Here is a 26,564-nt window from a genome sequence, read left to right on the forward strand (position 1 = left end):
CAGGCGGTTGTGGGGTTGGGGCCCGCCGCGTGGAGGGATCGAAGCAGCATCGAAGTTTAACCTCCCCCTGGGGTTTTGGGGGAGGTGGGCGAGTAATACGAGCCCAGAGGGAGCGTGCCTCTCGCGCAGAACCGTGCGAAGCGGGACCGAATTCTCCCCCTCTCCGTGAGGAACGAACGGGGAGGGGCCGGGGGAGGGGCACCCCGCCGGCGCCAGCTCGATGCCCGTCGCCGAGCCTCCAGACCAGCGGTTGCGATCCGTCGGGGCCTGCAATGGCGAATGAATTCGCTGCAACAACCACACGAAGTCCGCCTTCGCGGACAGGCGGGTGTGGGGTTGGGGCGGGTGCCCGCCGCGTGGAGGGATCGAAGCAGCATCGAAGTTCAACCTCCCCCAGGGTTTTTGGGGGAGGTGGGCGAGTAATGCGAGCCCGGAGGGAGCGTGCCTCTCTCGCAGGGCCTTCCGCAGCGGGATCGAATCCTCCCCTCTCCGTGAGGAACGAACGGGGAGGGGCCGGGGGAGGGGCACCCCCGCCGGCGCCAGCTCGATGCCCGTCGCCGAGCCTCCCTCCCCTCCATCCCTCCCGCGCGGACGTCAATCCGTCCTGCGGCCGAACACCGAGGGCGGCCGGCGGGTGGAGGGGGATGGGGAAGGCCCTTCCTGCAGCCGCACGCCCGCGCCGTCGGGGGGCTGGATGCTGAGCACGCGGCCGGCGGTCTCGCGCAGCGCCCAGATGCGGAAGCGCGACATGGACGTCTGGGAGAACAGCGCGTCGGTGCTGCGGCGCAGCAGCGGCCCGCGGACGACCCACTCCGACACGATCCACGCGCCGCTGGGCAGCCGGATGAACCGCAGCTCTCCGCCCAGCCGCTCGGCCGGCCCGCGGAACTCCAGGCCGGTGTAGGTGAACTCCAGCGTCCGCAGCTCGCCCGTGGCGCGGTCGATCCACAGCGTGCCGCGCACGTCCGGCCGCCCGCCGGTGCGCAGGGGGACGAACTCCAGCCCCACGTGCTCTGCGCCGCCGTCGCGCAGGCCAAAGCAGTGGCGGCGCCGGAAGTCTTCCGAGAGCACCACGGCCGGGCCCACGCCGTACAGCACGATCGAGTCTCCCTGGAACGCCACGTAGCCGCCGTCCACCACCCGCTCCGCCGGCAGGGTGGCGAACGGGCTGCCGCTGCTGGTGAAGACCCATCCGTGGGAGTTCATCTCGCCCAGGTCGCGCAGGCGCACCTCGCGCCGCTGTACCTCGGTCCAGAAGTGGTAGCCGTCGTCTTCCAGCTGCACGGCGGCGGCCAGGGCCTTGCGGGCCTCCTCCCACACCAGGGCGGTGTACGGATTGGCCTCCACCCGGCCCTCGCAGCGGTTGCGCGCCTGCACGGTGACCGGCGGCAGCGTCACGCGGCGGGCGCCGGCGCGCAGCGGCCGCTCCACGGTCTGCCCGGCGGCCAGGGTAACGGTGTCGGGCCGTAGCGAGCCGTAGCCCACGCGCTCGGCCGCCAGCGTAAAGGTGCCCGGCGCGCGGGCGGTAATGCGGAACCGGCCCAGCGAGTCGGCGATGGTCGCGCCGTGCCGCGCGCCGCCCGGGGCCGCCAGCACCACCATCGCGCCGGGCACGGGCTCACCCGTATCATCCGTGACCACCTGCCCGTGCACCGTCTGCGCATTCGTACGCGCGGGGACCAGGGCGAGCCCCAGGAGCGCGGCGAGGGTCAGGAAAAACGGGGATCGATGGCGGATCGGGCGCATGGATCGCTCCTGGCGGGCGGGTGGGGCGTGCGGGGTCATCCCACAACGAACGGGCGCGAACGGATTCTGACGATGGACATCAACCGAAACCCCCGCAGGCGCCGTGGCCGCACCCGCTGAGAAGCCCGCGCCGCCGATGGCGTTCGCGGTGGGGACGTTCCTGGACCACCTGCGCTTCGAGCGGGGCCTGAGCGACAAGACGCTCGAGGCGTACGAGCACGACGTGGCGCGGCTGGCGGAGTTCGCGCGGGGGCAGGGCAGGACCAAGCCCGGCGACGTCACCACGGCGGACCTGCGCAAGTTCATCCTGCTGCTGAAGGACCTGGGGCTGGCGCCGTCGTCCATCGCGCGCAACCTGGCCGCCATCCGCACGTATTTCCGCTTTCTGCTGGGCGAGAACATGGTGGTGGCGGACCCCAGCGAGCGCATCGACACCCCCAAGGCGTGGAAGCGGCTTCCCGACGTGCTGTCGGTGGACGAGATCGCGAAGCTGCTGGAGACGCCGGACCTGTCGCACCCGCTGGCCTGGCGCGACCGGGCCATGCTGGAGTTCGCCTACGCCAGCGGCGTGCGGGTGAGCGAGCTGACGGACCTGCGCCTGCGCAGCCTGCACCTGGACGAGGAGTTCGCCAGCGTCTACGGCAAGGGCGCCAAGGAGCGGCTGGTGCCCATCGGGCGGCGGGCCATCGGAACGCTGTCCATCTACCTGCGCGAAACGCGGCCGCGGCTGGACCGGGGCAAGACGGACGGGCGCGTGTTCCTGAACGCGCGCGGCGGCCCGCTGACGCGAATGGGCGTGTGGAAGATCCTGCAGGCACACGTGAAAGGGGCGGGGATCGAGAAGCGCGTGACGCCCCACACGCTGCGCCACTCGTTCGCCACGCACCTGCTGGAAGGCGGCGCGGACCTGGTGGCCGTGCAGGAGATGCTGGGCCACGCCGACATCAGCACCACGCAGATCTACACCCACGTGGACCGCAGCTACCTGCACCAGACCCACAAGTCCTTCCACCCGCGGGCGTAGGTCATTCATTTTGTACGCACCGTACAGAGCTCTCAACTGAACTCGACTGCAATGGCAAAGAAAGCAATGGATGGATCGCGGGTCCGAGAGCACCTCGGCTCGGAAGTCCAAGCGCTTGTTACAACCTACGAACAATTTGCCAAGCTGGTACCGCACAAGACTACAGATGGGGCGGCGCATCGAGGAGAAGATGGCCGGTATGTAGAGTCGCTTGTCCGCACCTACTTGAGGAAAGTCTTACCGACATCCCTCGAAGTGACGAGCGGATTCATCATGCGACCAGCAGTGAAAACAGGGTAGGACGGACGTGAGCGCCGGGGTACGAAGGACTCTCACTCGACGCAGTTAGATATCATTGTTTATGACAGCGCGAACTATCCGGTGTTCCAGAGGTTCGCAGACAACGTGATTGTACCGCCCGAAGGAGTAATCGCTATCATCTCAGTTAAAAAACACCTAAGGCCGGCTGATGTCGGACCAGAATGCATCGCCTTACGCGCGGCTGCCCGAATGTGCAGATGCCTTGATGCCTCTGATCAGCCGATACGTGGGCCGTTCCTTGGCATCGCGAGCGTTACGGCCAAAGATTTCGCAGCGTCGCGGACACTCAGCGAATCGATCTTTGCTGAAGTCGCAAAGGTCTATGCAAATCTTACCCTCCCCACTTTTGACGATATAGTGGGTTACGTCGGCACTCTGCGCGAAGCTAGCGTCTTCAAGAAGCGGCCAATTGGCGACCCAGTTACCGGCGCGAGCTTCGTCGGGATTGACCATCGGGCTGATGAGCATCATTGGGGCTTACAGATGTTGCTGACAGGCATTCTCTCGGTACTCTACGACCCATCGCGAAGTGCTCTTCGCCGACCGGGTTTCTCTGGATTCGAATCGGGCCGGCCGCATGACACGGATCTTGGCGCAATCCCGGTAAACGGGTTGCGGTAGATTTGTCCTCCACGCCGACATCAGCACCACACAGATCTACACCCACGTGGACCGCAGCTTCCTGCACCAGACCCACAAGTCCTTCCACCCGCGGGCGTAGGATGCGGCTGGTAATCCAGGCAGACGAAGACACGGTGGTGGATCCCGCCACCCCCGAGGCGATCCGCGCCGCCTTCTACCAGCCCGAGCTGTGGTACGGGACCTCCATCGACGTGCAATCGGCCGCGGGCGACGTGCTGGGCGCCGCGGCGGCCACCGAGATGTTCATGAAGCCGGAGGACGAGGGCCAGTTCTACCTGTCGTTCGAGCGCGGCCCGGCCGTCCTGGTCCTCCGGCATCCGCTTACGCGCGAAGCCACGCTCGCCCTGTTCCTGCGCTTCACCGCGGGCGACAGCGGGTTCCTGGACGAACTGCCGTGGGAGATGTAGGATCGCACCAGTCGGCGGGTGCCGGATGCCGCTTCATCGGAGGACACATGCACGTGAAGGTGCTGGAGTTCATCGAGTATCCGGAGAACAGGGAGCCGTGGCGCTCGGAGAAGGTGCGCGTCGAGGCCTGGTCCGACATCGAATCCGCCATCCGGCGCCTGGACCGGAACCGCTTTCCGTTCCTGTTCCTGTGGCCCACCACGGACGAAGCGCACCCACGACCTCTCCGAAGACGAGGTCTTTCAGGTGATGGGTGGCCGCGGAGCATACTGGGTCGCGGGCAACGTGGACGGATCTTTCGAGCGGCGGCTCCACTTTCCGGAGCAGGGCGGAGAGGAGGTGGAGGTCTGGGAGAGCGACCAGGGGTACGCGGCCCCGGCACGGCACGTGTGCTTCGACGTCGAGGCGGTGCTTCGCGCCGCACGCTACTATGCGGAGCGTGGCGGCTTCGATCCGCACTTCACCTGGTATGAAGGCGTTTGACCGCCATCCATTCATTGCAGACTCTCACAGGACTGACCAGTGAACAGTGTTCGCGTGCGCAGGTGGTGGAGGACGTGGTACTATGGAATCGTGGCGGTTGCGGCGCCGTTCGTCGTGCCCTCGGCCCTCGTCCGCCCGGATGCCGAGCGGATTGCTTTCACCAGTGGCTGGGCGGCGGCGGCACTGCTGTATGCGGCGCTGGCCTGGAGCGCACGCCGCGACGGGAAGGTCTGGCTCGTTCAGGACGTGCTGACCGTCGTGGTGTTCCTGCTCACGGCGCTTTACGAAGCGAACTGGCCGGGCTTCAGGATCTGGACGGTTCCGGCGGCGGTCGGAGGCCTTTGGGCGGCCTCCGGGCTGGGAAGCAGTCTCGTTGCGGCGAGACGGTGGCAGCCTTCGCAGAGCTCCGCGCCGTCCTCTTGATCGCGGCCACTGCCGCCAGGCAATGATGGCGCCGGATTCCGTTCCGCTGATCGCCCGACTACCACCTGCGCGAACATGAGTTCGTCCCCCGACCCGGACAACGGCCTCCCCATCGACCCGCGCATCCGGTTCATGATGGTGCTGGCCATCATCGCGGTGGCTCTCTCGCTGCTGCAGCAGACCCCGTTCGCCCCGCTGCCGCACGCGATGGACGGGTTCCTGGGCGGGGTCGCGATCGGACTGGGGATCGGCTCCCTGATCGCGCTGTACGCATCCTCCCAAGCCTGATCGAGCCCCCACCATGAACAGGAGCGCCGCCATCGCTGGCGGCGCTCCTCATTGAATCGCGCGGTTCACCTGGATGTGTTCGCCACAATCAGTGGGGATCGATGACGAACCGGCAGCAGCCCTCGGACCCACCGCAGCCGCTTCCGACACAGATCAGGTTCCCGTACCGATCTTCCATGAGCCTGCCGGAGCCGGAGCGGCTCACCCTTTCCCCGCCTGGAAGGATGGCCGTTTCAGAACCCGGCAGGATGGGAAGGATCTCGATCCGCGGCTCTCCCGCTGGTTCGCCGTCCGAGCGGGCGACCAGATTTCGTGGAATTGCGGGCTGTTTTCTCAGTTGATGCTCGAGCTGCGCGAGCAGGGCCTCCGCGGAGTCGCGGTGCCGCGGGAGGATGACAGGCGCGAGCTTCGGTCGTGCGCGGGCATTCTGCTCGGCCACGGCGTGCAGGGTTTCGGCGGCATCGTGCTGCCCCGCGGCTCGCAAGCCCCTGACCACCGGTTTCACGACCTCAGGATCGTCCTTCCCGAACTCCTTTGCCGACTGCAGGATCACCTGCGCGTCACCGAGCTTCTTTTGCTCTGTATTGTCGGTGTGCGTGAGGTGAACGCCGGCGATGCCGATGCCGCATCCGACCAACCCGGTGAAGATTGCCACCAGGACGTTCACCCGGTCCAGCAACGGCTTGCGGCGTGGCGGCGCGTCTGCGGCCTGCGGTGCTACATGATCTGACATGGCTCCCCCCTTCGCGGTTGCTTCCCCACACTGCATAAGCTCTGCCGGGCAGCCGCATGATGAAGAAGCGCCGCCATCGCTGGCGGCGCTCCCTTTCCATCATCCCACCTGATCTCGACTCACTCCGGAGCCGGCGGAGCCGCCTCGAACAAACTCCGCTGACTCCGTTGACTCCGTGTGAGGCCAGTCTTTTACGAACTGTGAATCACGCGCGCAGCTGGGCGGCGATCCAGCGGTCGATCTTGTCGTCGAGCACGTCCAGTGGCAGCGCGCCGCTCTCCAGGATCTGGCGGTGGAACGCCTTGATGTCGAAGCGCGAGCCCAGCGCCGCCTCGGCCCGGCGGCGAAGCTCGGTGATCTTCATCTCGCCCACCTTGTACGCCAGCCCCTGCGCGGGGATGGCCGAGAAGCGCTCCACTTCACTCGTCGTGCTGGTCAGGCTGTTGGCGGAGTTCTCCTGGGCGTAGGCGATGGCCTGCTCCAGCGTCCACCCCTTGGCGTGGATCCCCGTGTCCAGCACCAGCCGGATGGAGCGCCACAGCTCCGACGACAGGTAGCCGAAGTACTGGTACGGGTCCTGGTACAGCCCCAGCTCGCGCCCCAGCGTCTCGGCGTACAGCCCCCATCCCTCGGAGTACGCCGTGAACCCGCCAAAGCGGCGAAGGCGCGGCAGGTGCTCCAGCTCGCGCGCGATGGAGATCTGGAAGTGGTGGCCGGGCGAGCCCTCGTGCATCAGCAGCGACTCCATGCCGTAGCGCGGGCGGGCCGGCGGATCGTAGGTGTTCAGGTGAAACACGCCGGGGCGCGAGCCGTCCAGGCTGGCCGCCTGGTACGATCCGCCGCTGAAGCTGCGCTCGCGGAACGGCTCCACCGGGCGGATCTCGTAGTTGGCCCTGGGCTTCAGGTCGAACAGGCGGTCCGTGGACGCGTCGATGCGCGCCTGGGCGCCGCGGTAGTCCGCCAGCATCTCCTCGCGCGTGGTGTAGTGAAAGCGCGGCTCCGTCTGCATGTGGCGCATGAACGACTTCAGGTCGCCCTGCCATCCCACCTGCCGGATCACCGTCTCCATCTCGCGGTGGATGCGCGCCACCTCCGACAGGCCGATCTCGTGGATCTGCTCGGGCGTAAGGTCGGTGGTGGTGACGGCGCGCACCTGGTGCTCGTACCACGCACGGCCGTTGGGCTGCGCCGACAGGCCCACGGTGGTGCGCGTGCGCGGCATGTACTCGTCCCGGACGAAGTCGTGCAGCTTGCGGAAGGTGGGGACGATGATCTGGCGGATGGCCTGGTCGTACTGCGCCGTCAGCCGCTGGCGCTCGGCCGGCGTGAACTCGGCGGGCAGGTTGGTGATGGGCCCCCAGAACAGGCTGGTGGTGGGATCGTCCACCACGTGCGCCGAAAGCTGCGGCAGCACGCGCTCCATCAGCACGCGCGGCTGCACCACGCCGGTGGCCATTCCCTCGCGCATGTTGGCGATGGCGTCGTCCACCACCTTCTGGAACCCCTGCATCCGCGACAGGAAGTCCTCGTAGTCCTTGACCGTGCGGAAGGGGTGCAGCCCGGTGCCGGCGCCCATCCCCACGAACCCTGCGGTAAAGTTGAAGAACTGGTTCAGCGGCACCAGGTGCCCGGGAAACTGGTCGGAGCGCTGCGAGCTTTCCAGGTCCCAGCGGAACACGTCGTAGGTAAGCTGGTGCTCCTCGTCCAGCGCGGCGCGGTCGATGGCCCGCAGCCGCCCCAGGTATTCCGCCACCAGCGCGCTTTCGCGGGCGCGGATGTCGGGGCTGAACCCGGCCGTGTACAGGTGGTTGTAGCGGTTGTCGCCGATGGAGGTGGCCGCCGTGGGGCTCAGCGCCAGCCCCGCCTCGAAGTAGGCCTCGGCAAGCTGGTCCAGCCGCTGGTTGGCGTCCGCCGCCATGGCCGGCGCCGGCGCGGCGGAGGCGCCGACGTCGGCCTGCTGCGGCGCGCAGGCGGCGGCCAGCATGCAGGCCGCCGCAATGGGAAGGTACTTCTTCACGAATCGTCTCCGTACAGGGTCTCGTCCCGTCTCCCGGTGGTGTGCGAAAATATTCGCACCTCCCGCCGCGTTCAGCAACCCGCGAGCTCCGCGCCAGAGTCGTCGCACGGCTGCAGAGGGTTTGCGCTGTCCGGATGCGGGGCACGGATCACGCAGGCGGCGCCCCGGCCGGCTCACGCGGAGCCGGGGACGCACTTCAGAGGGATGACGGGGGCAGGATGCAGACGCGAAAGCTGGGCAACAGCGACCTGATGATCACGCCCATCGGCTTCGGCTCGTGGGCCATCGGCGGAACGGGGTACGCCTTTGCGTGGGGGCCGCAGGACGACGACCAGTCGGTCGAGGCCATCCACAAGGCGCTCGACATGGGCGTCAACTGGATCGACACCGCCGCGGTGTACGGCTTGGGGCACTCGGAAGAGGTGGTGGCGCGCGCGGTGGAGGGGTGGTCGGGATCGCGCCCGTACGTGTTCACCAAGTGCGGGCTGGTGTGGGACGACGACGCGGAAGTCGTCAAGACGCTGCGCGGCGACTCCATCCGCCGCGAGTGCGAGGCCAGCCTGCGCCGGCTGAAGGTGGATGCCATCGACCTGTACCAGATCCACTGGCCCACCGAGCCCAACGATCCCGACGAGGACGCCGAGGGGTGGCGCACCATGGCGGAGCTGCAGCGCGAGGGAAAGGTGCGCTGGATCGGCGTGAGCAACTGGAACGTGCCGCAGCTGCAAATGGCGCAGGAGATCGCGCCGGTGACCTCGCTGCAGCCGCCATACTCGCTGATCAACGACGAGGTGGAGCGCGAGATCCTGCCGTTCTGCGAGCGGAACGGCATCGGCACCATCGTCTACTCGCCGATGGGGAGCGGGCTGCTGACGGGCGGAATGACGCGTGAGCGGGCCGAGAACTTCCCGGAGTCGGACTGGCGGCGGCGGAACCCGGAGTTCCAGGAGCCGCGGCTGTCGCGCAACCTGGCCATCGCCGACGCGCTGCGGGAGATCGGCGAGGCGCACGGTCGCTCGGCGGGCGAGGTGGCCATCGCGTGGACGCTGCGCCTTCCCTCCGTCACCGGCGCCATCGTCGGCGCCCGCTCGGCCGAGCAGGTGCAGGGCGTGATGGGCGGCGGCGACTTCCGCCTCTCGGACGAGGAGATCGCGCGCATCGAGGCGCTGCGGGGCGGGGAATAGCGGGGGAGGGAATAGGGAACAGGGAACAGGGAATAGGGAATAGGGAATAGCGGGATGAAGTGATCGCGGCGCCGCGTCAGGGAACGTCAGGGCCTGACGCGGCGGCGCGATCTGTCATTCCGAAGGAGGCGCCGCACCGAAACCGGCTCCTCGCACAATCCTCTGGCGCCGACTGAGGAATCTACTTTCGGAGTCTCGTAACCCGCCGTCGTGCCGCGTCGCAGGCGGCTCGTTGGCATCCGACACCACCACATTCCGCTTGGTCCGAACATGGAGTGGCCGCAGATCTTGCGCGGGCTGCCGCATCCAGCCTCGGGGCAGCGGAGAGTAGATTCCTCGGCCCTGCAACCATCGGCGCGAGAAGACGATGCAGCGCGGCCGGGCCTCGGAATGACAGAGTGTGGTTGTGCCGCCTCAACCCTGGCCTCGCTCTGTCATTCCGAAGGAGGCGCCGCACCGAAACCGGCTCCTCGCACAACCCTCTGGCGCCGACTGAGGAATCTACTCTCGGAGTTCTCGTAACCCGCCGTCGTGCCGCGTCGCGGGCGGCTCGTTTGGCATCCGACACCACCGCATTCGGCTTGGTCCGAAGATGGAGTAGCCGCGGATCTTGCGCGGGCTGCCGCATCCAGCCTTGAGGCAGCGGAGAGTAGATTCCTCGGCCCTGCAACGGTCGGCGCGAGAAGATGATTCAGCGCGGCCGGGCCTCGGAATGACAGATTGTGGTTGTGCCGCCTCAACCCTGGCCGCGATCTGTCATTCCGAAGGAGGCGCCGCACCGAAACCGGCTCCTCGCACAATCCTCTGGCGCCGATGAGGAATCTACGTTCCGACTGCTCGAAGCCCGTTCCGCGCCGACAAACCCGCCGTGACTTCCTGAGAGAGGCGCCGCGCAATCCCGTCCGCCGCCGCCTTGGCCGGCGCGCCGACCGAAGGATCTCGCCTGCATTGCGACGGGTCTTCCGCCGAGGCTGGGACCCGGCCCACGCGAGCAGGTGAAGCCCCGCACGGCCGCGAAGCGGCTGTGCGGGGCTTTCCGCTCTTGTTGCGGCGGGTTCACCCGCTCTCGCAGGGGCCGCGCACCGTGGCTGAAGACCGGCTCCGAGCAGCCCGAGAGGAGGTCCTTCGGTCGCCCGCACACCTGAGTGCAGTCATCCGGGCCTGCGCGGGCGCTCCCTCAGGAAGTCAGTGCTCGCATATGGCAATCATCCCCCCTCACGCCGCCGCGAGCTCGCCCTCCGGCTGCAGGTAGCGGCTCGTCAGCGACTCCGCGCAGTCCAGCAGCTGCATCGGCGTGCCTTCAAAGACCACCCGGCCGCCCTTGTTGCCGCCTTCGGGACCCAGGTCGATGATCCAGTCTGCGTTGCGGATCACGTCCAGGTTGTGCTCGATCACGATCACGCTGTTTCCGCCATCCACCAGACGGTTCATGATCGCCAGCAGGTGGGTGATGTCGGACATGTGCAGCCCCGTGGTGGGCTCGTCCAGCACGTAGATGCTCCCCTTCTTGTGCAGCTCGCTCGCCAGCTTGATCCGCTGGCACTCCCCGCCGGAGAGCGTGCTCAGCGGCTGCCCCAGCGTAAGGTAGTCCACCCCCACGTCGCTCATCGCCTGCAGCCGGCGGACGATCTCCTTGCGGGAGAAGAACTCCAGCGCCTGCGCCACCGTAAGCGCCAGCACGTCCGAGATGGACTTGCCGTCCAGCGTGTACGCCAGCACCTCGTCCTTGAAGCGCCGCCCCTGGCACACCTCGCACGGCGTCTTTACGCCGTCCAGGAACGCCAGGTCGGTGTAGATGACGCCCGTGCCCTTGCAGTTCTCGCACGCCCCCTTGCTGTTGAAGCTGAACAATCCCGCGTCCACCTTGTTGGCCGCCGCGAACGCCTTGCGCACGTCGTCCATCACCCCCGTGTAGGTGGCGGGGTTTGAGCGCGTGGACGTGCCCACCGCCGACTGGTCGATCACCACCGCCTCGGGGTGCTGCCGCAGGAACGCCTCGTTGATCAGCGAACTCTTCCCCGATCCCGCCACGCCGGTCACCACCGTCAGCACGCCAGCCGGGATGTCGACGCTGACGTCCCGCAGGTTGTTGGCGCGTGCGTTCCGGATGGGCAGCACGCCCGTCGCCGTGCGTACCTCCGTCTTGATGGGGAGCGCCCGCTGCAGGTAGCGCCCCGTGAGCGTGTCGGCCTCCAGCAGCTCCGCGTACGGGCCTTCGAAGACAATGCGGCCGCCGGCGCTTCCCGCGTGCGGGCCCACGTCCACCACGTGGTCCGCCACGCGGATCACGTCGGGATCGTGCTCCACCACCAGCACCGTGTTCCCCTTGTCGCGCAGCTTCTGCAGCAGCTCGTTCAGGCGGTGCACGTCGCGGGGGTGCAGCCCCACGCTGGGCTCGTCGAAGATGTACATCACGTCCACCAGGCTGCTGCCCAGGTGCTTCACCATCTTGATGCGCTGCGACTCGCCGCCCGAAAGCGTGTCCGTCTCGCGGTTCAGCGTCAGGTAGTCCAGGCCGATGCCGGCCACGTGCCCCAGCCGGTCCACCAGCGTGGCCACGATCGGCGCCGCCTCCGCCCCCTCGATGCCGCGGATGAACGGGATCAGCTCGCCGATCTCCATCGCCGCCAGCTCGGCGATGTTGCGTCCGTCGATCGTGCACGCCAGCGCCGCCTGGCTGAGCCGCGCGCCTTTGCAAAGCGGGCACGGCTGCGGGCGGATGTAGGGCGCCACCGCCTTCTGCGTGCGCTCGGAGAGGGTCTTGAGGTCGCGGCGGATGTACGCGCGCTCGATCTTCTCGATGATCCCCGAGTACGTGACGTTCATCGTGCTGCCGCCGAACTGCATCTTGAACTTGCGGTCCTTGCCGTACAGCAGCAGGTCCATCTCCTCGGGCGTGAAGTCCTTGATCTTCTTGTCGTTGTCGAAGAACCCGGATGCCGGGTACGCGCTGGCTTCCCAGCCGGCGAACAGCGGCACCTGCACCGCGCCCTCGTTCAGCGACTTTTCCAGGTCCAGGAAGTCGTCGCTCACCACGCCCAGCTTTCGGCCCAGCCCGTTGCACTCCGGGCACATGCCTTCGGGGTCGTTGAACGAGAATGCGTTGCTGTAGCCCACGTGCGGCTGCCCCACGCGCGAGTACAGCAGCCGCAGGGCGGTGTAGATGTCGGTGATGGTGCCCACCGTGGAGTGCGACCCGCCGCCCAGCCGCTTCTGGTCCACCACCACGGCCATGCTCAGGTTCTCGATGGCGTCGGCCTCGGGGGGCGGGTACTTGGGCAGGAAGTTGCGCACGAACATGCTGAAGTTCTCGAACAGCTGCCGCTGCGCCTCGGTGGCGATGGTGTCGAACACGATCGACGACTTTCCGGACCCCGACACCCCGGTAAAGATGGTGATCTTTCGCTTGGGGATGCGGAGCGACACGTCCTTCAGGTTGTTCTCGCGGGCGCCGCGGATCTCGATGAACTCGCTCACGATGCACCTTTTCCGGAAGGGATCACGGCCCCGCGCGGGGGCCAGAGGGGCCTGCAAGCTATCACTGGAAGCGGGCTAGAGCGAGGGTGGGGGTGCGGAAGGAAATGGATGGCGGGGTGTTTTGCGAGGGCGGGGAAGGGCTGCGAGGGGCTGCAAGGGCGAATGGATTCGCTGCAACAACCACACGAAGTCCGCCTTCGCAGACTGGAAAGCTCGGGGTTCCAGGCAGGTTCTCTGCGCGTTGCAGAGTGTAGGTGAAGCCCCGCCTGGCGAGCTTTGCGAGCCTTGGGCGGGGCTTATGGCCGTTCCAGCCACGGGTTTCAACCCGTGTGCTTGAGGCGGCGCGCGCGGAACCCCTTGCCGTGCCGCCGCGCCCGCCAGATTCTTCCGCATCCTCCAGGTCCACCATCCGCCGTCCCGCCCGCACCCCGCCTCCATCCCGTGACGCAGCCACACTCCGCATCCACGCCGACCGGCGCGCCGCAGCTGGCCCGCAGGCTGGGGCTGTTCGACGCTACGATGATCGTGATGGGCGGCATCGTGGGCAGCGGCATCTTCGTTACGCCGTACGTGGTCGCGCGCCAGGTGCACACGCCGGCGCTCATCGTGGCCGCGTGGCTCGCGGGCGGGCTCATCGCGCTGGCGGGCGCGTTCGTGTACGCGGAGCTGGCGGCGCGGCGCCCGCAGGTGGGCGGGCAGTACGCCTACCTGCGCGACGCCTACCACCCCGCGGTGGCGTTCGTCTACGGCTGGGCGCTGCTGCTGGTCATCCAGACGGGCGGCATGGCGGCCGTGGCGGTGACCTTTGCGCGCTACTTTCGCGAGGTGACGCACGTTCCGCTGGCCGAGCCGGTGGTGGCGGGGCTGGGGATCGCGCTGCTGGTGGCGGTCAACTGCCTGGGCGTGCGCTCGGGCAGCACGGTGCAGAACGGGCTGATGCTGCTCAAGATCCTGGCGATCCTGGGGCTGGTGGCCGCGGGGCTGTTCTTCGTGGCCGGGCCAGAGGATGCGGCGCCGGCGGCGGCCCGGGCGGCGCCCTCCGGAAGCCTGCTGCTGGCCTTTGGCGCGGCGATGACGCCGGTGATGTTCTCGTACGGCGGATGGCAGACGGCCAGCTTCGTGGCGGCCGAGATGCGCAACCCGCGGCGGGACCTGGCGCGCGGGCTGCTGATCGGCGTGCTGGGGGTGATCGCGCTGTACGTGGGCGTTACGCTGGCGTGCATCCACGCGCTGGGCGCGGAAGGTCTGGCGGCGACCACCACCCCCGCGTCCAGCGTGATGCGCCTGGCGTTCGGCCAGACGGGCGCCACGATCATCGCCGCCGGCATCGCCATCAGCACCCTGGGATTCCTGAGCCAGGGAATGCTGACGGCGCCGCGCGTCTACTTTGCCATGGCGGCGGACGGGCTGTTCTTTCGCCGCGTGGCGTGGGTGCATCCCACCACGCGGGCGCCGGTGGTGGCCGTGGTGCTGCAGGGCGTGCTGTCGCTGCTCATCGCCCTTACCGGCACGTACGAGCAGATCCTGAGCTACGTGGTGGCGGTGGACTGGGTGTTCTTCGGCCTGACGGCGGGCGCCATCTTCCTCTTCCGCCGACGGGGCGGGGATGCGGACGACGGCGTGTCGCGCGTCCCCGGCCATCCGCTCACCACGGCGCTGTTCATCACCGCGGCGGCGCTCATCGTCGTCAGCACCGTGCTGGCGGCGCCGGTGGACAGCGCCATCGGGCTGGGGATCATGCTCACCGGCCTTCCCGTCTACCTGCTCTGGCGCCGGCGGGCGGCATGATGGACGTCCACGGCAGCGAGTACCTGCGCTGGGCCAAGACGCGCGGGCCGGCGCGCTTCGACCTTACCTCCAGCGGCGTGCCCTACCTGCCGCTGCGCGAGCTTCCCGTCGTCCTGGACGACCTGGAGATCAGCGGCACCGGCGCGTACGGCTGGGCGCCGCTTCAGCAGGCGATCGCGGACCGGTACCGGGTGGATGCGTCCTGCGTGGTGGCGGCGATGGGCGCGTCGATGGCCAACCACCTGGCGCTGGCGGCGCTCGTCCAGCCGGGGGCCGAGGTGCTGATCGAGCATCCCACCTACGAGCCGCTGATCACCGTCGCGCGGTACCTGGGCGCGGAGGTGCGCCACTTCGCCCGGCGCGCGGAGGACGGCTTTCGGCTGGATCCGGCTGAGGTGGAGCGGGCGATCACGCCGCGGACGCGCGCCGTCGTCATCACCGACCTGCACAACCCCAGCAGCGCGCCGGCGGACCGGGACGCGCTGCGGGAGATCGGCGCGCTGGCGGGGCGGGTGGGCGCGCGGGTGATCGTGGACGAGGTGTACCTGGACAGCCTGTGGGAATCCGCCCCGCGCACCGCGTTTCACTTGGGGCCGACCTTCATCTCCACCAACAGCCTGACCAAGGTCTACGGGCTCAACGGCCTGCGCTGCGGATGGGTGCTGGCTGCGCCGGAGCTGGCGGGGCGGATGTGGCGGCTGACGGAGCTGTTCAACAACATCGGCGTGCACGCGGCGGAGCGGCTGAGCCTGGCCGCGTTCCAGGACCTGGACGCCATCGCCGCCCGCTCCCGCAATCTGCTGGATGCCAACCGCGCCGCACTGAACGCCTTTTACGCCGCGCATCCCCAGTTGCAGGCGATGGAGCACGCGCACGGCACTGTCAGCTTTCCGCGCGTCACCGGCGGCGACGTGGATGCGCTCTGCGCGCTGCTGATCGATCGATACGAGACCGCCGTGGTCCCGGGCCGCTTCTTCGGCATGCCGGAGCACGTCCGCATCGGCCTCGGCGTGGACCCAGCAACGTTAGCGGAGGGGCTGGACCGGCTCGGCCGCGCGTTGGACGCGCTGTCCTGAACGCCGACGCCGCGAACTGTGAGAGTGTGTCTAAAAATCCCCTGCGCTCGCGCCCGTCTGTCATTTCGAAGGAGGCGCCACACCGCACCATCAGCTCGCACGAACTCCTGCGCGCCGACTGAGAAATCTACTGTCTGCTGCTGGTGCCCCGCCGCACCGCTCCGGCACTGGCCCTGTCCGCCCGTGTCATAGCCGCGAAGCAGGCACGGCTACCGCGTCTGCCCTCCAGCAAATCCGACAGTAGATTCCTCGGCCCTGCAACCCCTGGTGTGAAAGCAAGCTATGGCGTGGCCGGGCCTCGGAATGACAGCGCTGGTGGATCTGCCTGCGGGAAGATCATCGAATAGCCTGGCACGCCGGCGACCGCGGCTGGCCCCGCTTGTGCCGCGGAAAGCCCGGACCGCAGATTGCAGCCCGCTCATCGACCCGAAATCAACGAAGTATGAGGAGTAGAACGATGCGTGCGATGGTGAACGCCTGTCTGCTGTCCGCCGCGTTCCTGGCCGCCGCGCCCGTCGCGGCGCAGGCGCGGGCGGACAGCGCGGGGCTGGTGACGGTGCTGGGGCGCGACACGCTGGCGCTGGAGCGCTGGGTGCGCACGCCGGAGCGGATTACGGCCGAGGCGGTGGTGCGCTCGCCGCGGACCACGTACCGGCGCTACGTGATGGACCTGGCGCCCGACGGCACCATGCGCCGCTTCGAGGAGCGCAGCTTCGATCCCTCCGCCTCCGCCGAGCGGCCCACGCGCACGGAAGTGTTCGAGGCGGCGGACGGCGGCTGGACGCGTACACTGACGCAGGGCGATTCCGTCGCCACGCGGCGCGTGGAGGCGCCGGCCACCGCGCTGCCGTGGGTCGACCTGGTGCACTGGCCCTTCGAGCTGGTGCTGATGCGTGCCCGGGGAGGCCAGGGGGGTGCGGCGCCGCTGCTTTCCGGCAACAACCCGCTGGCGTACACCGTCACGCCGGCGCAGGGCGGGGGATGGACGCTCACGCACCCCTTCCGCGGCCCGTCCGTGGCGCAGGTGGACGCGCAGGGGCGCCTGGTCTCGCTGGACGCGGCCGGCACCACGCGCAAGGTCGTCGTCTCGCGCGTGCCCTGGGTGGAGGTGCAGGCCCCCGCCGCGCGCTGGGCGCAGGCGGACCGCGAGGGGCGCGGCATCGGCGAGCTGTCGGGGCGCGGGCGCGAGGAGGCCACGGTGGCGGGCGCGCACATTCGGGTGGACTACGGCACGCCGGTGCGCCGCGGACGCGACATCTTTCCCGCCGTGGTGCAGTGGGGGCAGCTGTGGCGCACGGGCGCCAACCGCGCCACGCACTTCACCACCGACCGTGCGCTGGTGCTGGGCGACCCCGCCACGGGCACGCTGGAAGTCCCCGCGGGCGAGTACACGCTGTTCTCCATCCCCGAGGAGAACGGCGGCTGGCTGATCGTCAACCGCCAGACGGGCCAGAACGGCACCGCGTACGACGCCACGCGCGACCTGGGCCGCGTGCGCATGCGCCTCGCGATGACGGACGAGCCCGTGGAGGTGTTCACCATCCGCGCCCAGCCCGACTGCGGCGACGCCGGCGTGCTGCGCCTGTCGTGGGACGACACCGAGTTCTCCGTCCCCTTCCGGGTGCGGTAGACCTCCCGCCGCGCGCCGTCCGCAAAAAGAAGTGTCTCACCCAGAGGCCGCAGAGGCCACAGAGAAAAGCATCCCTCTGCGGCCTCTGCGGCCTCTGGGTGAGAATGATCTTTTGCCGGAGTCGGGAATCACCCCAGCAACTCTCGATGATCAACGGAGAGGAAAAATGAGAATCGCTCGGATCGCCGCGGTGACGGCGGGGCTGGCGGTGGCGGGGGCGCTGTTCGGCGGACTCGCGGGCGCCGTGGTGCTGATGCTCTGGGCGATGCAGCTGGAGGGCGTCTACGCCGCGCTGTCCGATCCCTCCATTCTGCTGATGGGCGCGTGGTTCGGAGGCGTGGTGGGCGCGGCGCTGGGCCCGCTCGCCGCATGGCTGCTGATGCGGCACGTGCCGCTGTGGCTGGCCGTGGGCGGAACCACGCTGGGCACGCTGGCGGGCGGGGCGGTGGGGATGCTGCTGACCGGAGCCCCGGATCTCAGCATGTACGCGGGGATGGCCGGGTTCACCATCTCGGCCATCGCGCTGCGGGTCCGTACGCGGCCGCGGAGCCGCACCCCGCTGCCGCCCGCCGACACCGGGGCCCGCCTGAGCGCCTGACCGCCGCCGGGCCGGATACACGTCATCCGCCGCCCCTCCGCCCGCGCCGGCATTGCGCGGCGGTGGGGCGGCGTGTGATTTTCCGCAGATGACGATTGTTATCAGTGGATGGACGCCAACGTTCGTAAGAACACGCTTTAGCGCAAGCAGCTTATCTGATGATCCTGGTTATCGATAACTACGACAGCTTCACCTTCAATCTCGTCCAGTATCTGGGCGAGCTGGGGGCCGAGATGGAGGTGCGGCGCAACAACGAGCTGAGCGTGGACCAGATCCGCGAGCTGGCGCCGGAGCGCATCGTCATCTCGCCGGGGCCGTGCACGCCCAGCGAGGCCGGCGTCTCCGTGGACGTCATCCGCCAGCTGGGACCCACCACCCCCATCCTGGGCGTGTGCCTGGGGCACCAGAGCATCGGCGCGGCGTACGGCGGCGACGTGGTGCGCGCGCGGCGGGTGATGCACGGCAAGACGTCGCCCATCCGCCACACCGGCGACGGCATCTTTCGCGACGTGCCCTCGCCGCTCACCGTGGCGCGCTACCACTCGCTGGTCATCGAGCCTTCCACGCTCCCCGACGCGCTGGAGGCCATCGCCTGGACACAGGAGGAGGGGTGGGAGGACGAGATCCAGGCCGTGCGCCACCGCGAGCATCCCGTGTGGGGCGTGCAGTTTCACCCCGAGTCCATCGCCAGCGAGCACGGACACGACCTGCTTCGCAACTTCCTGAGCATCGGATGAGGCGCATCCGCCGCGTCCTCGTCCTGGCGCTCTCTCTCGCCTTCGCGCCGGCCGCGGGGGCGCAGGTGCCGCAGATCAGCGGCGACGACCAGAGCACCGCGGCCCGCATCGCCCGCGAGGTGCTGGACCGCCGCGCGTACGTGTACATCGACCGCGACACCATCCTGGGCCCCGACTTCCAGGCCCCCGGCGACCTGGTGGTGTATGACGCCGAGGTGCGGCTGGAGGGAAGCGTGCCGGGCTCCGCCGTGGTCATCGGCGGCGACCTGTGGATCCGGCCCGGCGGGCGCGTGGGCGGATCGATCGCGGTGGTCGGCGGCGGCGTGTACCCGGCGGGGCTGGCGGTGGTGGACCGCGACTCCATCTTCGTCACCGGTCCCCGCACCCGCATTGAGGTCGAGACGCGGCCCACGGGGCGCGACGGCGAGTACGTGGCCGCGGCGCAGATCACCCCGCCGCCGCGCCCCGCCTTTTTTGCCCCCGCCGTGGGCCCGTTTCCCACCTATGACCGGGTGAACGGCCTGACCCTGTCGGCCTCCGCCAACGTCCGCCCCACCCGGCGCGACGACGGGCCGGTGTTCAACGTGTGGGGCGCGTACCGCTTCGAGCAGGAGAACGAGCTGGGCGGCGGCGTGCGCTGGCGGGCGCCGCTGGGGCGCGAAAACCTGCAGCTGACCGGCGAGGCGTCCCGCGCCACACGGACGATGGACGCCTGGATCCGCGGCGACGTGGCCAACTCGGTGCGCGCGCTGGTGCTGGGCCGCGACTACCGCGACTACTGGGACGCCGACGTGCTGCGGGTGATGGTGGAGCGCCCCGTGGGCAAGCCGCTGATCGCGGGCGAGAGCTGGCTGGGGCCGCGCGTCGGCGTGCAGGTGTCGGACGACCGCGCGCTGTCGACGCAGTCGCCGTGGGCGCTGCTGGACCGCGAGGGGCTGGAGCGCGAGAACCCGGCGGCGCTGGAGGGGACCTTCGTTTCGCTGCTGGCGGGAACCGAGTACCACTGGCGCGCCACCACCTCGTCGTTCGACGGCGACGCCAACCTGGAGCACGCGCTCGCCGCGCCGGGCGACGCGGAGTTCACGCAGGTGCTGGTGCAGGGCACCTACCTGGCCAGCGCGCTGCGGACGCACTCGCTGCGCCTGTACGGCCGCTTCATGGCACCCATCGGCGGCAGCGCGCCGCCGCAGCGCCGGGGCATCCTGGGCGGCGGCGGATCGCTCCCCTCCGAGCCCATCGCGCGCTTTCGCGGCGACCACCTGGTGTTCATCGAGTCCAGCTACATCATCCCGCTCAACAACATCGTCCTTCCCGTGGTCGGCTCGCCGTCGGTAGAGGCGGTGCACCTGGCCGGCGCCGCGTGGACGGGCGACGACGAGCCGCAATGGGTGCAGAACGCGGGCGTGGGGGTGATCTTTGCCCTGGTGCGGGCGCGGATGATGATCAACCCGGCGGACCGGCCCGCGACGCCCAAGTTCAGCTTCGGCTTCTACATCCCGCAGCGGTGACGGACCCCGATCGCGAGGCGGCGCTTATCTGGAGCTGGATGGCCAACGCCGACGCATGGACGCGCGCGGTGCGCGAGGGGCGCATCGAGAGCCGCCGCGTGGCCACGGACACGGCCATCGTCGAGGCGGTGGCGGCGCTGAAGCCGGGCCGCGTGCTGGACCTGGGGTGCGGCGAGGGGTGGCTGATGCGCGCGCTGGCGGAGCGGGGGATCTCGTCCATCGGCCTGGACGTGTCGCTCGAGCTGGTGATGGCGGCCGAGGAGACGGGCGGCGGCCGCTACCGCTGCTGCTCGTACGAAGAGCTAGTGGACGATCCCACCCGCGCCGGCGGCCCGTACGACGCCATCGCCTGCAACTTCTCGCTGCTGGGCGCGGACCTGGTTCCGCTGCTCCGCGCCCTGCGCGCCAACCTGTCGCCCGGCGGCGCGATCGTCATCCAGACGGTGCATCCCTGGACCGCCGCCGGCGACGAGGGATACGCGGACGGCTGGCGCACGGAGACCTTCGACGCGTTCGGCGGCGAGTTCGCGGAGCCCATGCCCTGGTACTTCCGCACCCTGCAGTCGTGGGTGGATGCCCTGCGCGCCGGCGGATTCCGACTCTCGGACCTCCGCGAGCCGGTGCATCCCGGCACGGGCAAGCCGGTGTCGCTGCTGATGGTGGCGGAGCCCACCCCGGGTTGAAACCCGGGGCTGGAAATGCCATAAGCCCCGCCCTGGGCTCGCGGAGCTCGCCCGGCGGGGCTTCACCCGCTCGTAGCCGCAGGTCCGAGGCAGGGCGGCAGGCCCCCCAGGAGGCGGACACCCTCACCACACCCGCCACGCGCACCCCACCCTCCCCAACCGCCCGCCCCGGAGGGGTTCACCTGGTGCGCTCGCTCGGAATGACACTCCGGTGAGTCGGACACGAAGCCCCGTGCAGTTTGCGGGGCTTTCCGCGTTTCCAGCCGCGGGTTCACCCGCCCGGGACGAGGCCCGCCACGCGCACCCACCCTCCGCAACCGCCCGCCCCGCCAGCCCGCGAAGGCGGGCTTCGTGTGGTTGTTGCAGCGAATTCATTCGCCCTTGCAGGCCCTTGCAGGCCCCTGCCGCCCTCGCACCGCCGCAAAAATCTGTTGTCCGCCGCGCTCCCGCCGTTTACCTTGTCGCCGCGGCGCCGCAAGACCTCCGCGCCGCCACATCCGCATCATCCCCCGCCCGACCCAGAGACCACAGCGATGAGCCAGATCCAGTTTTCCGACAACTACAACGACCTCTCGACCGATACCGGATTCCAGTTCGAGTTCCACTGCGAGCACTGCGGCGAGACGTGGCGCTCGGAGTTCGACCGCTACGCCACGGGCACGGCGGAGAACCTGCTGGGCGCCGCGGAAGGCATCTTCGGCGGCATCTTCGGCACGGCGCGCAACGCGGTGGGGCACGTGAAGAGCGCCGGGTGGAGCAAGGCGCGCGACGCCGCCCTGCGCGACGCCGTGGAGCAGGCCAAGCAGCACTTTCACCGCTGCCCGCGCTGCGCCAACCACTTCTGCGACAACTGCTGGAACGAGGACGAGGGCACCTGCATCAGCTGCGTCCCGCGCCTGGACCCGGAGCTGGCCGCCATCAACCGCGAGGCCAAGCTGGCCCGCGCCCGCGAGGTGGCGTACGAGACCGCCAGCGTGACGAAGGAAGACATGCAGCAGCGCGTGGTGAGCTGCCCCGGCTGCGGCGCCGCCAACGCGCGCGGCAAATTCTGCTCGGAGTGCGGCGAAGCGCTCTCGCTCACCCGTAACTGCGGCTCCTGCTCGGCGGAGATCCCCGGCTCGGCCAAGTTCTGCCCGGAGTGCGGCCAGAAGGCATGATTTGATGGATCGACGACCGAGGCCCCGGTCGCCCGGGGCCGCCCCGGGTTGAAACCCGGGGCTGGAACTGCCACAAGCCCCGTCTCGGCTCGCTTGCGCTCGCCGAACGGGGCTTCCCCTTCGGGAGCGCACGACAGGTTTTCGCGATGTTTATACCCTCTCCCGGTTGCGGGCGAGCCTAAGCGAGCGGGTGAGGGCCCCCGCCGGCGCCGCGAGCGGCATGTGGGAGCCGATCAGCCTCCGCTCGGTGCAGTCGAAGCCCCGTTTCGTGAGCGGTAGCGAACGAAGACGGGGCTTCTGGCCTTTCTAGCCCCGGGTTTCAACCCGGGGGACCGGGGACGGGGCGATGGTGTCGAGGGAACGGAGCGAAGGTGCGTCGAAAAATGGGGCGAGATCCACGTCGGGCCGGTTCTCCCCTCCACCCCCACCCTAGCCGCCACCGCCGCAATCGAGTACCTTCCATCACACGTCCTTGCACCACCGCTGCACCGAAGTCCGCGCCGCCTGACGCGTTGTCTTTGACAACGGCGCCCGGCGGCGCTATCTTGTCTGGCGTGATTATTGCAACGGATCACGCGGCTTCCCCCTCTGCGGGTATGCTGACTGCCGGTGTTCTCGGCGTCATTCCAGCCCGGCTGTCTTCTCAACGGCTCCCCCACAAACCGCTGCACTCCATCGCCGGCAGGCCCCTCATTGAATGGGTCTGGCGCCGCGTCGTGCATTTCGGTCTTTTCGACGCCGTCGTGGTCGCCACGGACAGCGCGCAGGTGGCGGAGGTGGCGCGCGCGTTCGGCGCCACGGTCGAGATGACGCGAGACGACCACCCCTCCGGCACGGACCGGGTGGCCGAGGTGGCGCGCCTGGGGAAGTACGCGGGGTTCGGCACCATCGTCAACGTGCAGGGCGACGAGCCGTTCGTCCGCCGCGACCACCTGCAGGCGGCGATCGATCTCGTCCGCGAGGGCGGGTGGGACGCGGGGACGGTGGCCACCCCGATCGGCGGCGCGGACGAGTGGCGCGAGCCGTCGGTGGTAAAGGTGGTGCGGGGGGACGACGGAGCGGCGCTCTACTTCTCCCGCGCACCCATTCCCTTCCGTCGCGACGCGGAGCCGGAGGCCGAGGACTTTGCGTCCGGGCTGTACCTGCGCCACGTGGGCATCTACAGCTACCGCCGCGAGGCGCTGCTGCGCTGGGTGGCGCTGCCCGAGGGCGCGCTGGAGCGCGTGGAGCGGCTGGAGCAGCTGCGGCCGCTGGCGGCGGGGATCCGCATGGGCGTGGCGGTGGGCGCGCCGGCCCAGGGCGGGGTAGACACGCCGGCTGACGCAGAGCGGGCGGAGCACATCCTGAGACGTACGATTCACACCGAAGAGGCACTGGCATGACCGCGATGAACACGACCCCCACCAAGTACATCTTCGTCACCGGCGGGGTGGTCTCGTCGCTGGGCAAGGGGATCGCCGCGGCCAGCATCGGGCGGCTGCTGGTGAACCGCGGGCTGCGGGTCACCATCCAGAAGTTCGATCCCTACATCAACGTCGATCCCGGCACCCTGTCGCCCTTTCAGCACGGCGAGGTGTACGTCACGGACGACGGGGCCGAGACGGACCTGGACCTGGGGCACTACGAGCGCTTCGTGGGCGAGTCGCTCACCGTGGCCAACTCCATCACCACCGGGCGCATCTACCAGGACGTCATCCAGAAGGAGCGCCGCGGCGAGTACCTGGGCGCCACGGTGCAGGTGATTCCGCACATCACCGACGCCATCAAGGGCGCCATCCGCCGGCTGGCGCCCAACCACGACGTGGTGATCACCGAGATCGGCGGCACGGTGGGCGACATCGAGTCGCTGCCGTTCCTGGAGGCCATCCGCCAGTACCGGCAGGAGGTGGGGCGCGAGCACACGCTGTTCGTGCACCTTACGCTGATTCCGTACATCGCCGCGGCGGGGGAGCTGAAGACCAAGCCCACGCAGCACTCGGTGCGCGAGCTGATGGAGATCGGCATTCAGCCCGACATCCTCATCTGCCGCAGCGAGCACCCCATTCCGCCGGAAATGCGGCGCAAGATCGCCCTGTTCACCAACGTGGACGTGGCCAGCGTCATCGAGGCGGCGGACGTAAAGAGCATCTACGAGGTGCCGCTGGAGTACCACAAGCAGCGGCTGGACGAGCAGGTGTGCCACAAGCTGGGGCTGCCGGCGGGCAAGACGGATCTGGCCGAGTGGGAGCAGCTGGTGGAGCGCATCCGCCGCCCCAGGAACGGCACGGTGAAGGTGGCGGTCGTCGGCAAGTACGTGGCGCTGGTCGATTCATACAAGTCGGTGCAGGAGGCGCTGTACCACGGCGGCATCGCCAACGATGTCAGGGTGCACATCGAGTGGCTGTCGTCGGAAGACTTCGAGAACGGCCAGACGGCGGACAAGCTGGCGGAGTTCGACGGCCTGCTGATCCCCGGCGGCTTCGGCGTGCGGGGCGTGGAGGGGATGCTGGGCGCCATCAACTGGGCGCGTGAGAACGGGCTGCCGTTCTTCGGCATCTGCCTGGGGCTGCAGACCGCCATCATCGAGTTCTCGCGCGCCGTCTGCGGGCTCGAGCACGCGCACTCGGCCGAGTGGGAGCGCGACACGTCGGACCCCGTCATCTGCCTGATGGACAGCCAGCGCCAGGTGACGGACCTGGGCGGCACGCAGCGGCTGGGTGCGTACATGGCGCGCCTGGCACCGGGATCCAAGTCCGCCGAGATCTATGGGTCGCACGAGATCAGCGAGCGCCACCGCCACCGCTACGAGGTGAACAACGCCTACCGCGGCCAGCTCGAAGACGCGGGAATGCGCATCAGCGGCACCTCGCCCGATGGCAACCTGGTGGAGATGATCGAGCTTCCGTCGCACCCGTGGTTCGTGGCCACGCAGGCGCACCCGGAGCTCAAGTCGCGGCCGGACCATCCGCACCCGCTGTTCGCCTCGTTCGTCCGCGCGGCCATGGACCGGCGCGACGGGCAGGCGCAGACGTCGCTGGAGCGCGACCTCGCCGCGCCCGCCTCCGTGCAGGCTGGGGCGCCGGCGGAGAAGGCCCCGGAGCGCCCGGTGACGGTCGCGTGATGAACGACGCGAGCGGGGACGGGCAGATGCGGGACGATCGCGCGCCGGGCGAGCGGATGACGGGGTACGTGCTGGGGCCGGAAGGCTACCAGGCGTTCGAGGCGCCGAGGGAATCCGCGCCGAACGCGACATCCGTGGCCGAGCTGTTCCGCGTGGGCGGGCCGTTCTTTCTGATCGCCGGGCCGTGCGTGCTGGAGGACGACGCGCTGAACCTGACGATCGCCGAGGCGCTGGCGCGGATGGCGGACGACCTGGGGCTGCCGATCGTCTTCAAGGCGTCGTTCGACAAGGCCAACCGCTCGTCGCCCGGCTCGCCGCGCGGGCCGGGGGTGGACGAGGGGCTGCGCAAGCTGGAGCGCGTCCGCGCCGAGACCGGGCTGCCGCTGCTGACGGACGTCCATCTCCCCGAGCAGTGCGCGGCGGTGGCGGAGGTCGTCGACGTCCTGCAGATCCCCGCCTTTCTCTGCCGGCAGACGGACCTGCTGGTGGCTGCCGGGCGGACGGGGCGGCCGGTGAACGTAAAGAAGGGGCAGTGGATGGCGCCGCAGGAGATGCGGGGCGCGGCGGGCAAGGTGCGCGGCGCGGGCTCGCCGTCGGTGGCGGTGACGGAGCGGGGGACGTTCTTCGGATACGGCAACCTGGTCGTGGACATGCGCTCGTTCGCGCTGCTGCGCGAGGCGTGCGACGCGCCGGCCATCTTCGACGGCACCCACAGCGTGCAGCGCCCGGGCGAGGGCGCGGGCGTCAGCGGCGGCGAGCCGCGGCACATCCCCACGCTGGTGCGCGCGGCCGTCGCGGCCGGGGCCGACGCGCTCTTCCTGGAGACGCACCCGGAGCCGGCGAAGGGATTGTCGGATACGACCAACATGCTGCCGCTCGACCGGCTGCGGCCGCTGGTGGAAGAGGTGCTGGCGCTGCGGGCCGCGCTGGGGATGGAGGCCGCCCGTGTCTGAGACGATCCCGGCGGAGCTGGCGCGGCGCATCCGCATCGTCGTGTTCGACGTGGACGGCGTGCTGACGGACGGCGGCATCTACCTGGGCGCCACGGAAAGCGGCGAGCCGGTGGAGCTCAAGCGCTTCGACATCCAGGACGGGCTGGGGATCCTGATGATGAAGAACGCCGGCCTGCGCATCGCCATCGTCACCGGGCGCACCTCCGAGGCCGTCCGCATCCGCGCGGACGAGCTGCAGGTGGACGACCTGCACCAGGACAAGACCGCCAACAAGGTCACCGCGCTGACGGCGATCCTGGAGCGGCAGGGGATCGGCTGGGACGAGACGGCGTTCGTGGGCGACGACCTTCCCGACATCGCCGTGCTGCGCCGCGTGGGGCTTCCCGCCGTGGTCGGCAACGCGACCAGCGACGCGCGCGCCTTTGCCGTCTGGCGGGCGACGAAGCACGGAGGCCGCGGCGCCGTCCGCGAGTTCGCCGAGGCGCTGCTGACGGCGCGCGGCCAGTGGGCGGAGCAGGTGGCGGCCTACGTGGCGGAGCGAGAGGCCGCGCAGTGAGCGGGACGGAGGTGGTGGACCGGGTGGATTCCA

The 26,564-nt window shown here is 69.4% G+C and carries 23 protein-coding genes and 1 pseudogene; 19 read left to right on the top strand and 5 right to left on the bottom strand.

Annotation, left to right across the window (positions count from 1 at the left end; genetic code table 11):
- Nucleotides 1-594 precede the first annotated feature (594 nt).
- A complete protein-coding gene (locus VGC13_RS11520) occupies nucleotides 595-1,746 on the bottom strand; it encodes a carboxypeptidase-like regulatory domain-containing protein (RefSeq protein WP_331125406.1) in 1,152 nt (383 codons plus the stop codon).
- 103 nt (nucleotides 1,747-1,849) lie between these two features.
- Between VGC13_RS11520 and xerD the strand changes: the two genes are divergently transcribed.
- Together xerD and VGC13_RS33430 are read left to right on the top strand one after the other, a co-directional pair.
- A complete protein-coding gene (gene xerD / locus VGC13_RS11525) occupies nucleotides 1,850-2,770 on the top strand; it encodes a site-specific tyrosine recombinase XerD (protein WP_331125407.1) in 921 nt (306 codons plus the stop codon).
- A 66-nt stretch (nucleotides 2,771-2,836) separates the two neighbouring features.
- Nucleotides 2,837-3,226 (top strand): annotated as a pseudogene (locus tag VGC13_RS33430) (DUF6602 domain-containing protein); the annotation flags it as partial.
- Between the two features lie 36 nt (nucleotides 3,227-3,262).
- On the opposite strand, the gene VGC13_RS11530 reads toward VGC13_RS33430, so the two are convergent.
- Nucleotides 3,263-3,562, bottom strand: a complete 300-nt coding sequence (locus tag VGC13_RS11530; protein WP_331125408.1) for a hypothetical protein — start codon at nucleotides 3,560-3,562, stop codon at nucleotides 3,263-3,265.
- A 251-nt stretch (nucleotides 3,563-3,813) separates the two neighbouring features.
- On the opposite strand from VGC13_RS11530, the gene VGC13_RS11535 reads away from it, so the two are divergent.
- The 4 genes from VGC13_RS11535 to VGC13_RS11550 all read left to right on the top strand — a co-directional run bounded on the left by VGC13_RS11535 (nucleotide 3,814) and on the right by VGC13_RS11550 (nucleotide 5,334).
- Entirely contained in the window at nucleotides 3,814-4,140 is a 327-nt protein-coding gene (locus VGC13_RS11535; RefSeq protein ID WP_331125409.1) for a hypothetical protein, read from the top strand.
- A 285-nt stretch (nucleotides 4,141-4,425) separates the two neighbouring features.
- Nucleotides 4,426-4,623 carry a hypothetical protein gene (locus VGC13_RS11540; RefSeq protein ID WP_331125410.1) on the top strand — a complete coding sequence of 66 codons (198 nt, stop codon included), beginning with the start codon at nucleotides 4,426-4,428 and terminating at the stop codon, nucleotides 4,621-4,623.
- A gap of 90 nt (nucleotides 4,624-4,713) precedes the next feature.
- The gene (locus VGC13_RS11545) at nucleotides 4,714-5,046 is read left to right on the top strand and encodes a hypothetical protein (RefSeq protein ID WP_331125411.1); all 333 of its coding nucleotides are present in this window, start codon (nucleotides 4,714-4,716) and stop codon (nucleotides 5,044-5,046) included.
- A 75-nt stretch (nucleotides 5,047-5,121) separates the two neighbouring features.
- Nucleotides 5,122-5,334, top strand: a complete 213-nt coding sequence (locus VGC13_RS11550; RefSeq protein WP_331125412.1) for a hypothetical protein — start codon at nucleotides 5,122-5,124, stop codon at nucleotides 5,332-5,334.
- Between the two features lie 88 nt (nucleotides 5,335-5,422).
- Here the strand turns inward: VGC13_RS11550 and VGC13_RS11555 are convergent, their stop codons facing one another.
- Nucleotides 5,423-6,013 carry a hypothetical protein gene (locus VGC13_RS11555; RefSeq protein ID WP_331125413.1) on the bottom strand — a complete coding sequence of 197 codons (591 nt, stop codon included), beginning with the start codon at nucleotides 6,011-6,013 and terminating at the stop codon, nucleotides 5,423-5,425.
- A 259-nt stretch (nucleotides 6,014-6,272) separates the two neighbouring features.
- A complete protein-coding gene (locus tag VGC13_RS11560; RefSeq protein ID WP_331125414.1) occupies nucleotides 6,273-8,084 on the bottom strand; it encodes a DUF885 domain-containing protein in 1,812 nt (603 codons plus the stop codon).
- A gap of 218 nt (nucleotides 8,085-8,302) precedes the next feature.
- Here VGC13_RS11560 and VGC13_RS11565 point away from each other — a divergent pair, with 218 nt between their 5' ends.
- Complete coding sequence (locus tag VGC13_RS11565; protein ID WP_331125415.1) at nucleotides 8,303-9,268, top strand: aldo/keto reductase; 966 nt, start codon at nucleotides 8,303-8,305, stop codon at nucleotides 9,266-9,268.
- A 1,215-nt stretch (nucleotides 9,269-10,483) separates the two neighbouring features.
- Here the strand turns inward: VGC13_RS11565 and VGC13_RS11570 are convergent.
- Nucleotides 10,484-12,748, bottom strand: a complete 2,265-nt coding sequence (locus VGC13_RS11570; RefSeq protein ID WP_349264201.1) for an excinuclease ABC subunit UvrA — start codon at nucleotides 12,746-12,748, stop codon at nucleotides 10,484-10,486.
- A gap of 438 nt (nucleotides 12,749-13,186) precedes the next feature.
- On the opposite strand from VGC13_RS11570, the gene VGC13_RS11575 reads away from it, so the two are divergent.
- From VGC13_RS11575 to VGC13_RS11630, 12 genes are all read left to right on the top strand, one after another.
- Complete coding sequence (locus VGC13_RS11575; protein ID WP_331125417.1) at nucleotides 13,187-14,533, top strand: APC family permease; 1,347 nt, start codon at nucleotides 13,187-13,189, stop codon at nucleotides 14,531-14,533.
- Nucleotides 14,530-15,609, top strand: a complete 1,080-nt coding sequence (locus VGC13_RS11580) for an aminotransferase class I/II-fold pyridoxal phosphate-dependent enzyme (RefSeq protein WP_331125418.1) — start codon at nucleotides 14,530-14,532, stop codon at nucleotides 15,607-15,609. The genes VGC13_RS11575 and VGC13_RS11580 overlap by 4 nt, the downstream gene beginning before the upstream one ends.
- 457 nt (nucleotides 15,610-16,066) lie before the next feature.
- Nucleotides 16,067-17,239, top strand: a complete 1,173-nt coding sequence (locus VGC13_RS11585; RefSeq protein ID WP_331125419.1) for a DUF2911 domain-containing protein — start codon at nucleotides 16,067-16,069, stop codon at nucleotides 17,237-17,239.
- Between the two features lie 166 nt (nucleotides 17,240-17,405).
- On the top strand, nucleotides 17,406-17,837 hold the full coding sequence (locus tag VGC13_RS11590; protein ID WP_331125420.1) for a hypothetical protein: 432 nt from the start codon (nucleotides 17,406-17,408) through the stop codon (nucleotides 17,835-17,837).
- A 158-nt stretch (nucleotides 17,838-17,995) separates the two neighbouring features.
- The gene (locus tag VGC13_RS11595) at nucleotides 17,996-18,574 is read left to right on the top strand and encodes an aminodeoxychorismate/anthranilate synthase component II (RefSeq protein WP_331125421.1); all 579 of its coding nucleotides are present in this window, start codon (nucleotides 17,996-17,998) and stop codon (nucleotides 18,572-18,574) included.
- Nucleotides 18,571-20,082 carry a hypothetical protein gene (locus VGC13_RS11600; RefSeq protein ID WP_331125422.1) on the top strand — a complete coding sequence of 504 codons (1,512 nt, stop codon included), beginning with the start codon at nucleotides 18,571-18,573 and terminating at the stop codon, nucleotides 20,080-20,082. The genes VGC13_RS11595 and VGC13_RS11600 overlap by 4 nt, the downstream gene beginning before the upstream one ends.
- 38 nt (nucleotides 20,083-20,120) lie before the next feature.
- Nucleotides 20,121-20,765, top strand: a complete 645-nt coding sequence (locus tag VGC13_RS11605) for a class I SAM-dependent methyltransferase (protein WP_349264202.1) — start codon at nucleotides 20,121-20,123, stop codon at nucleotides 20,763-20,765.
- Nucleotides 20,766-21,298: 533 nt separating this feature from the next.
- Nucleotides 21,299-21,922, top strand: a complete 624-nt coding sequence (locus tag VGC13_RS11610; protein WP_331125424.1) for a zinc ribbon domain-containing protein — start codon at nucleotides 21,299-21,301, stop codon at nucleotides 21,920-21,922.
- A 596-nt stretch (nucleotides 21,923-22,518) separates the two neighbouring features.
- On the top strand, nucleotides 22,519-23,304 hold the full coding sequence (gene kdsB, locus VGC13_RS11615) for a 3-deoxy-manno-octulosonate cytidylyltransferase (RefSeq protein ID WP_331125425.1): 786 nt from the start codon (nucleotides 22,519-22,521) through the stop codon (nucleotides 23,302-23,304).
- 5 nt (nucleotides 23,305-23,309) lie between these two features.
- Entirely contained in the window at nucleotides 23,310-25,022 is a 1,713-nt protein-coding gene (locus tag VGC13_RS11620; protein ID WP_349264203.1) for a CTP synthase, read from the top strand.
- Nucleotides 25,022-25,975, top strand: a complete 954-nt coding sequence (gene kdsA / locus VGC13_RS11625; RefSeq protein WP_331125427.1) for a 3-deoxy-8-phosphooctulonate synthase — start codon at nucleotides 25,022-25,024, stop codon at nucleotides 25,973-25,975. Before VGC13_RS11620 ends, kdsA begins: the two co-directional genes overlap by 1 nt.
- Nucleotides 25,968-26,531, top strand: a complete 564-nt coding sequence (locus VGC13_RS11630) for an HAD-IIIA family hydrolase (RefSeq protein ID WP_331125428.1) — start codon at nucleotides 25,968-25,970, stop codon at nucleotides 26,529-26,531. The genes kdsA and VGC13_RS11630 overlap by 8 nt, the downstream gene beginning before the upstream one ends.
- Nucleotides 26,532-26,564 lie beyond the last annotated feature (33 nt).

The organism is Longimicrobium sp. (assembly GCF_036399255.1).
Classification (GTDB): Bacteria; Gemmatimonadota; Gemmatimonadetes; order Longimicrobiales; family Longimicrobiaceae; genus Longimicrobium.

What these genes read in the sequence shown, in the direction of transcription:
- VGC13_RS11530 (WP_331125408.1), bottom strand. Translation starts at nt 3,562, where the DNA reads ATGATGCTCATCAGCCCGATGGTCAATCCCGACGAAGCTCGCGCCGGT.
- kdsA (WP_331125427.1), top strand. Translation starts at nt 25,022, where the DNA reads ATGAACGACGCGAGCGGGGACGGGCAGATGCGGGACGATCGCGCGCCG.
- VGC13_RS11595 (WP_331125421.1), top strand. Translation starts at nt 17,996, where the DNA reads ATGATCCTGGTTATCGATAACTACGACAGCTTCACCTTCAATCTCGTC.
- VGC13_RS11580 (WP_331125418.1), top strand. Translation starts at nt 14,530, where the DNA reads ATGATGGACGTCCACGGCAGCGAGTACCTGCGCTGGGCCAAGACGCGC.
- VGC13_RS11590 (WP_331125420.1), top strand. Translation starts at nt 17,406, where the DNA reads ATGAGAATCGCTCGGATCGCCGCGGTGACGGCGGGGCTGGCGGTGGCG.
- VGC13_RS11565 (WP_331125415.1), top strand. Translation starts at nt 8,303, where the DNA reads ATGCAGACGCGAAAGCTGGGCAACAGCGACCTGATGATCACGCCCATC.
- VGC13_RS11585 (WP_331125419.1), top strand. Translation starts at nt 16,067, where the DNA reads ATGCGTGCGATGGTGAACGCCTGTCTGCTGTCCGCCGCGTTCCTGGCC.
- VGC13_RS11520 (WP_331125406.1), bottom strand. Translation starts at nt 1,746, where the DNA reads ATGCGCCCGATCCGCCATCGATCCCCGTTTTTCCTGACCCTCGCCGCG.
- VGC13_RS11600 (WP_331125422.1), top strand. Translation starts at nt 18,571, where the DNA reads ATGAGGCGCATCCGCCGCGTCCTCGTCCTGGCGCTCTCTCTCGCCTTC.
- VGC13_RS11610 (WP_331125424.1), top strand. Translation starts at nt 21,299, where the DNA reads ATGAGCCAGATCCAGTTTTCCGACAACTACAACGACCTCTCGACCGAT.
- VGC13_RS11605 (WP_349264202.1), top strand. Translation starts at nt 20,121, where the DNA reads ATGGCCAACGCCGACGCATGGACGCGCGCGGTGCGCGAGGGGCGCATC.
- kdsB (WP_331125425.1), top strand. Translation starts at nt 22,519, where the DNA reads ATGCTGACTGCCGGTGTTCTCGGCGTCATTCCAGCCCGGCTGTCTTCT.
- VGC13_RS11550 (WP_331125412.1), top strand. Translation starts at nt 5,122, where the DNA reads ATGAGTTCGTCCCCCGACCCGGACAACGGCCTCCCCATCGACCCGCGC.
- VGC13_RS11535 (WP_331125409.1), top strand. Translation starts at nt 3,814, where the DNA reads ATGCGGCTGGTAATCCAGGCAGACGAAGACACGGTGGTGGATCCCGCC.
- VGC13_RS11620 (WP_349264203.1), top strand. Translation starts at nt 23,310, where the DNA reads ATGAACACGACCCCCACCAAGTACATCTTCGTCACCGGCGGGGTGGTC.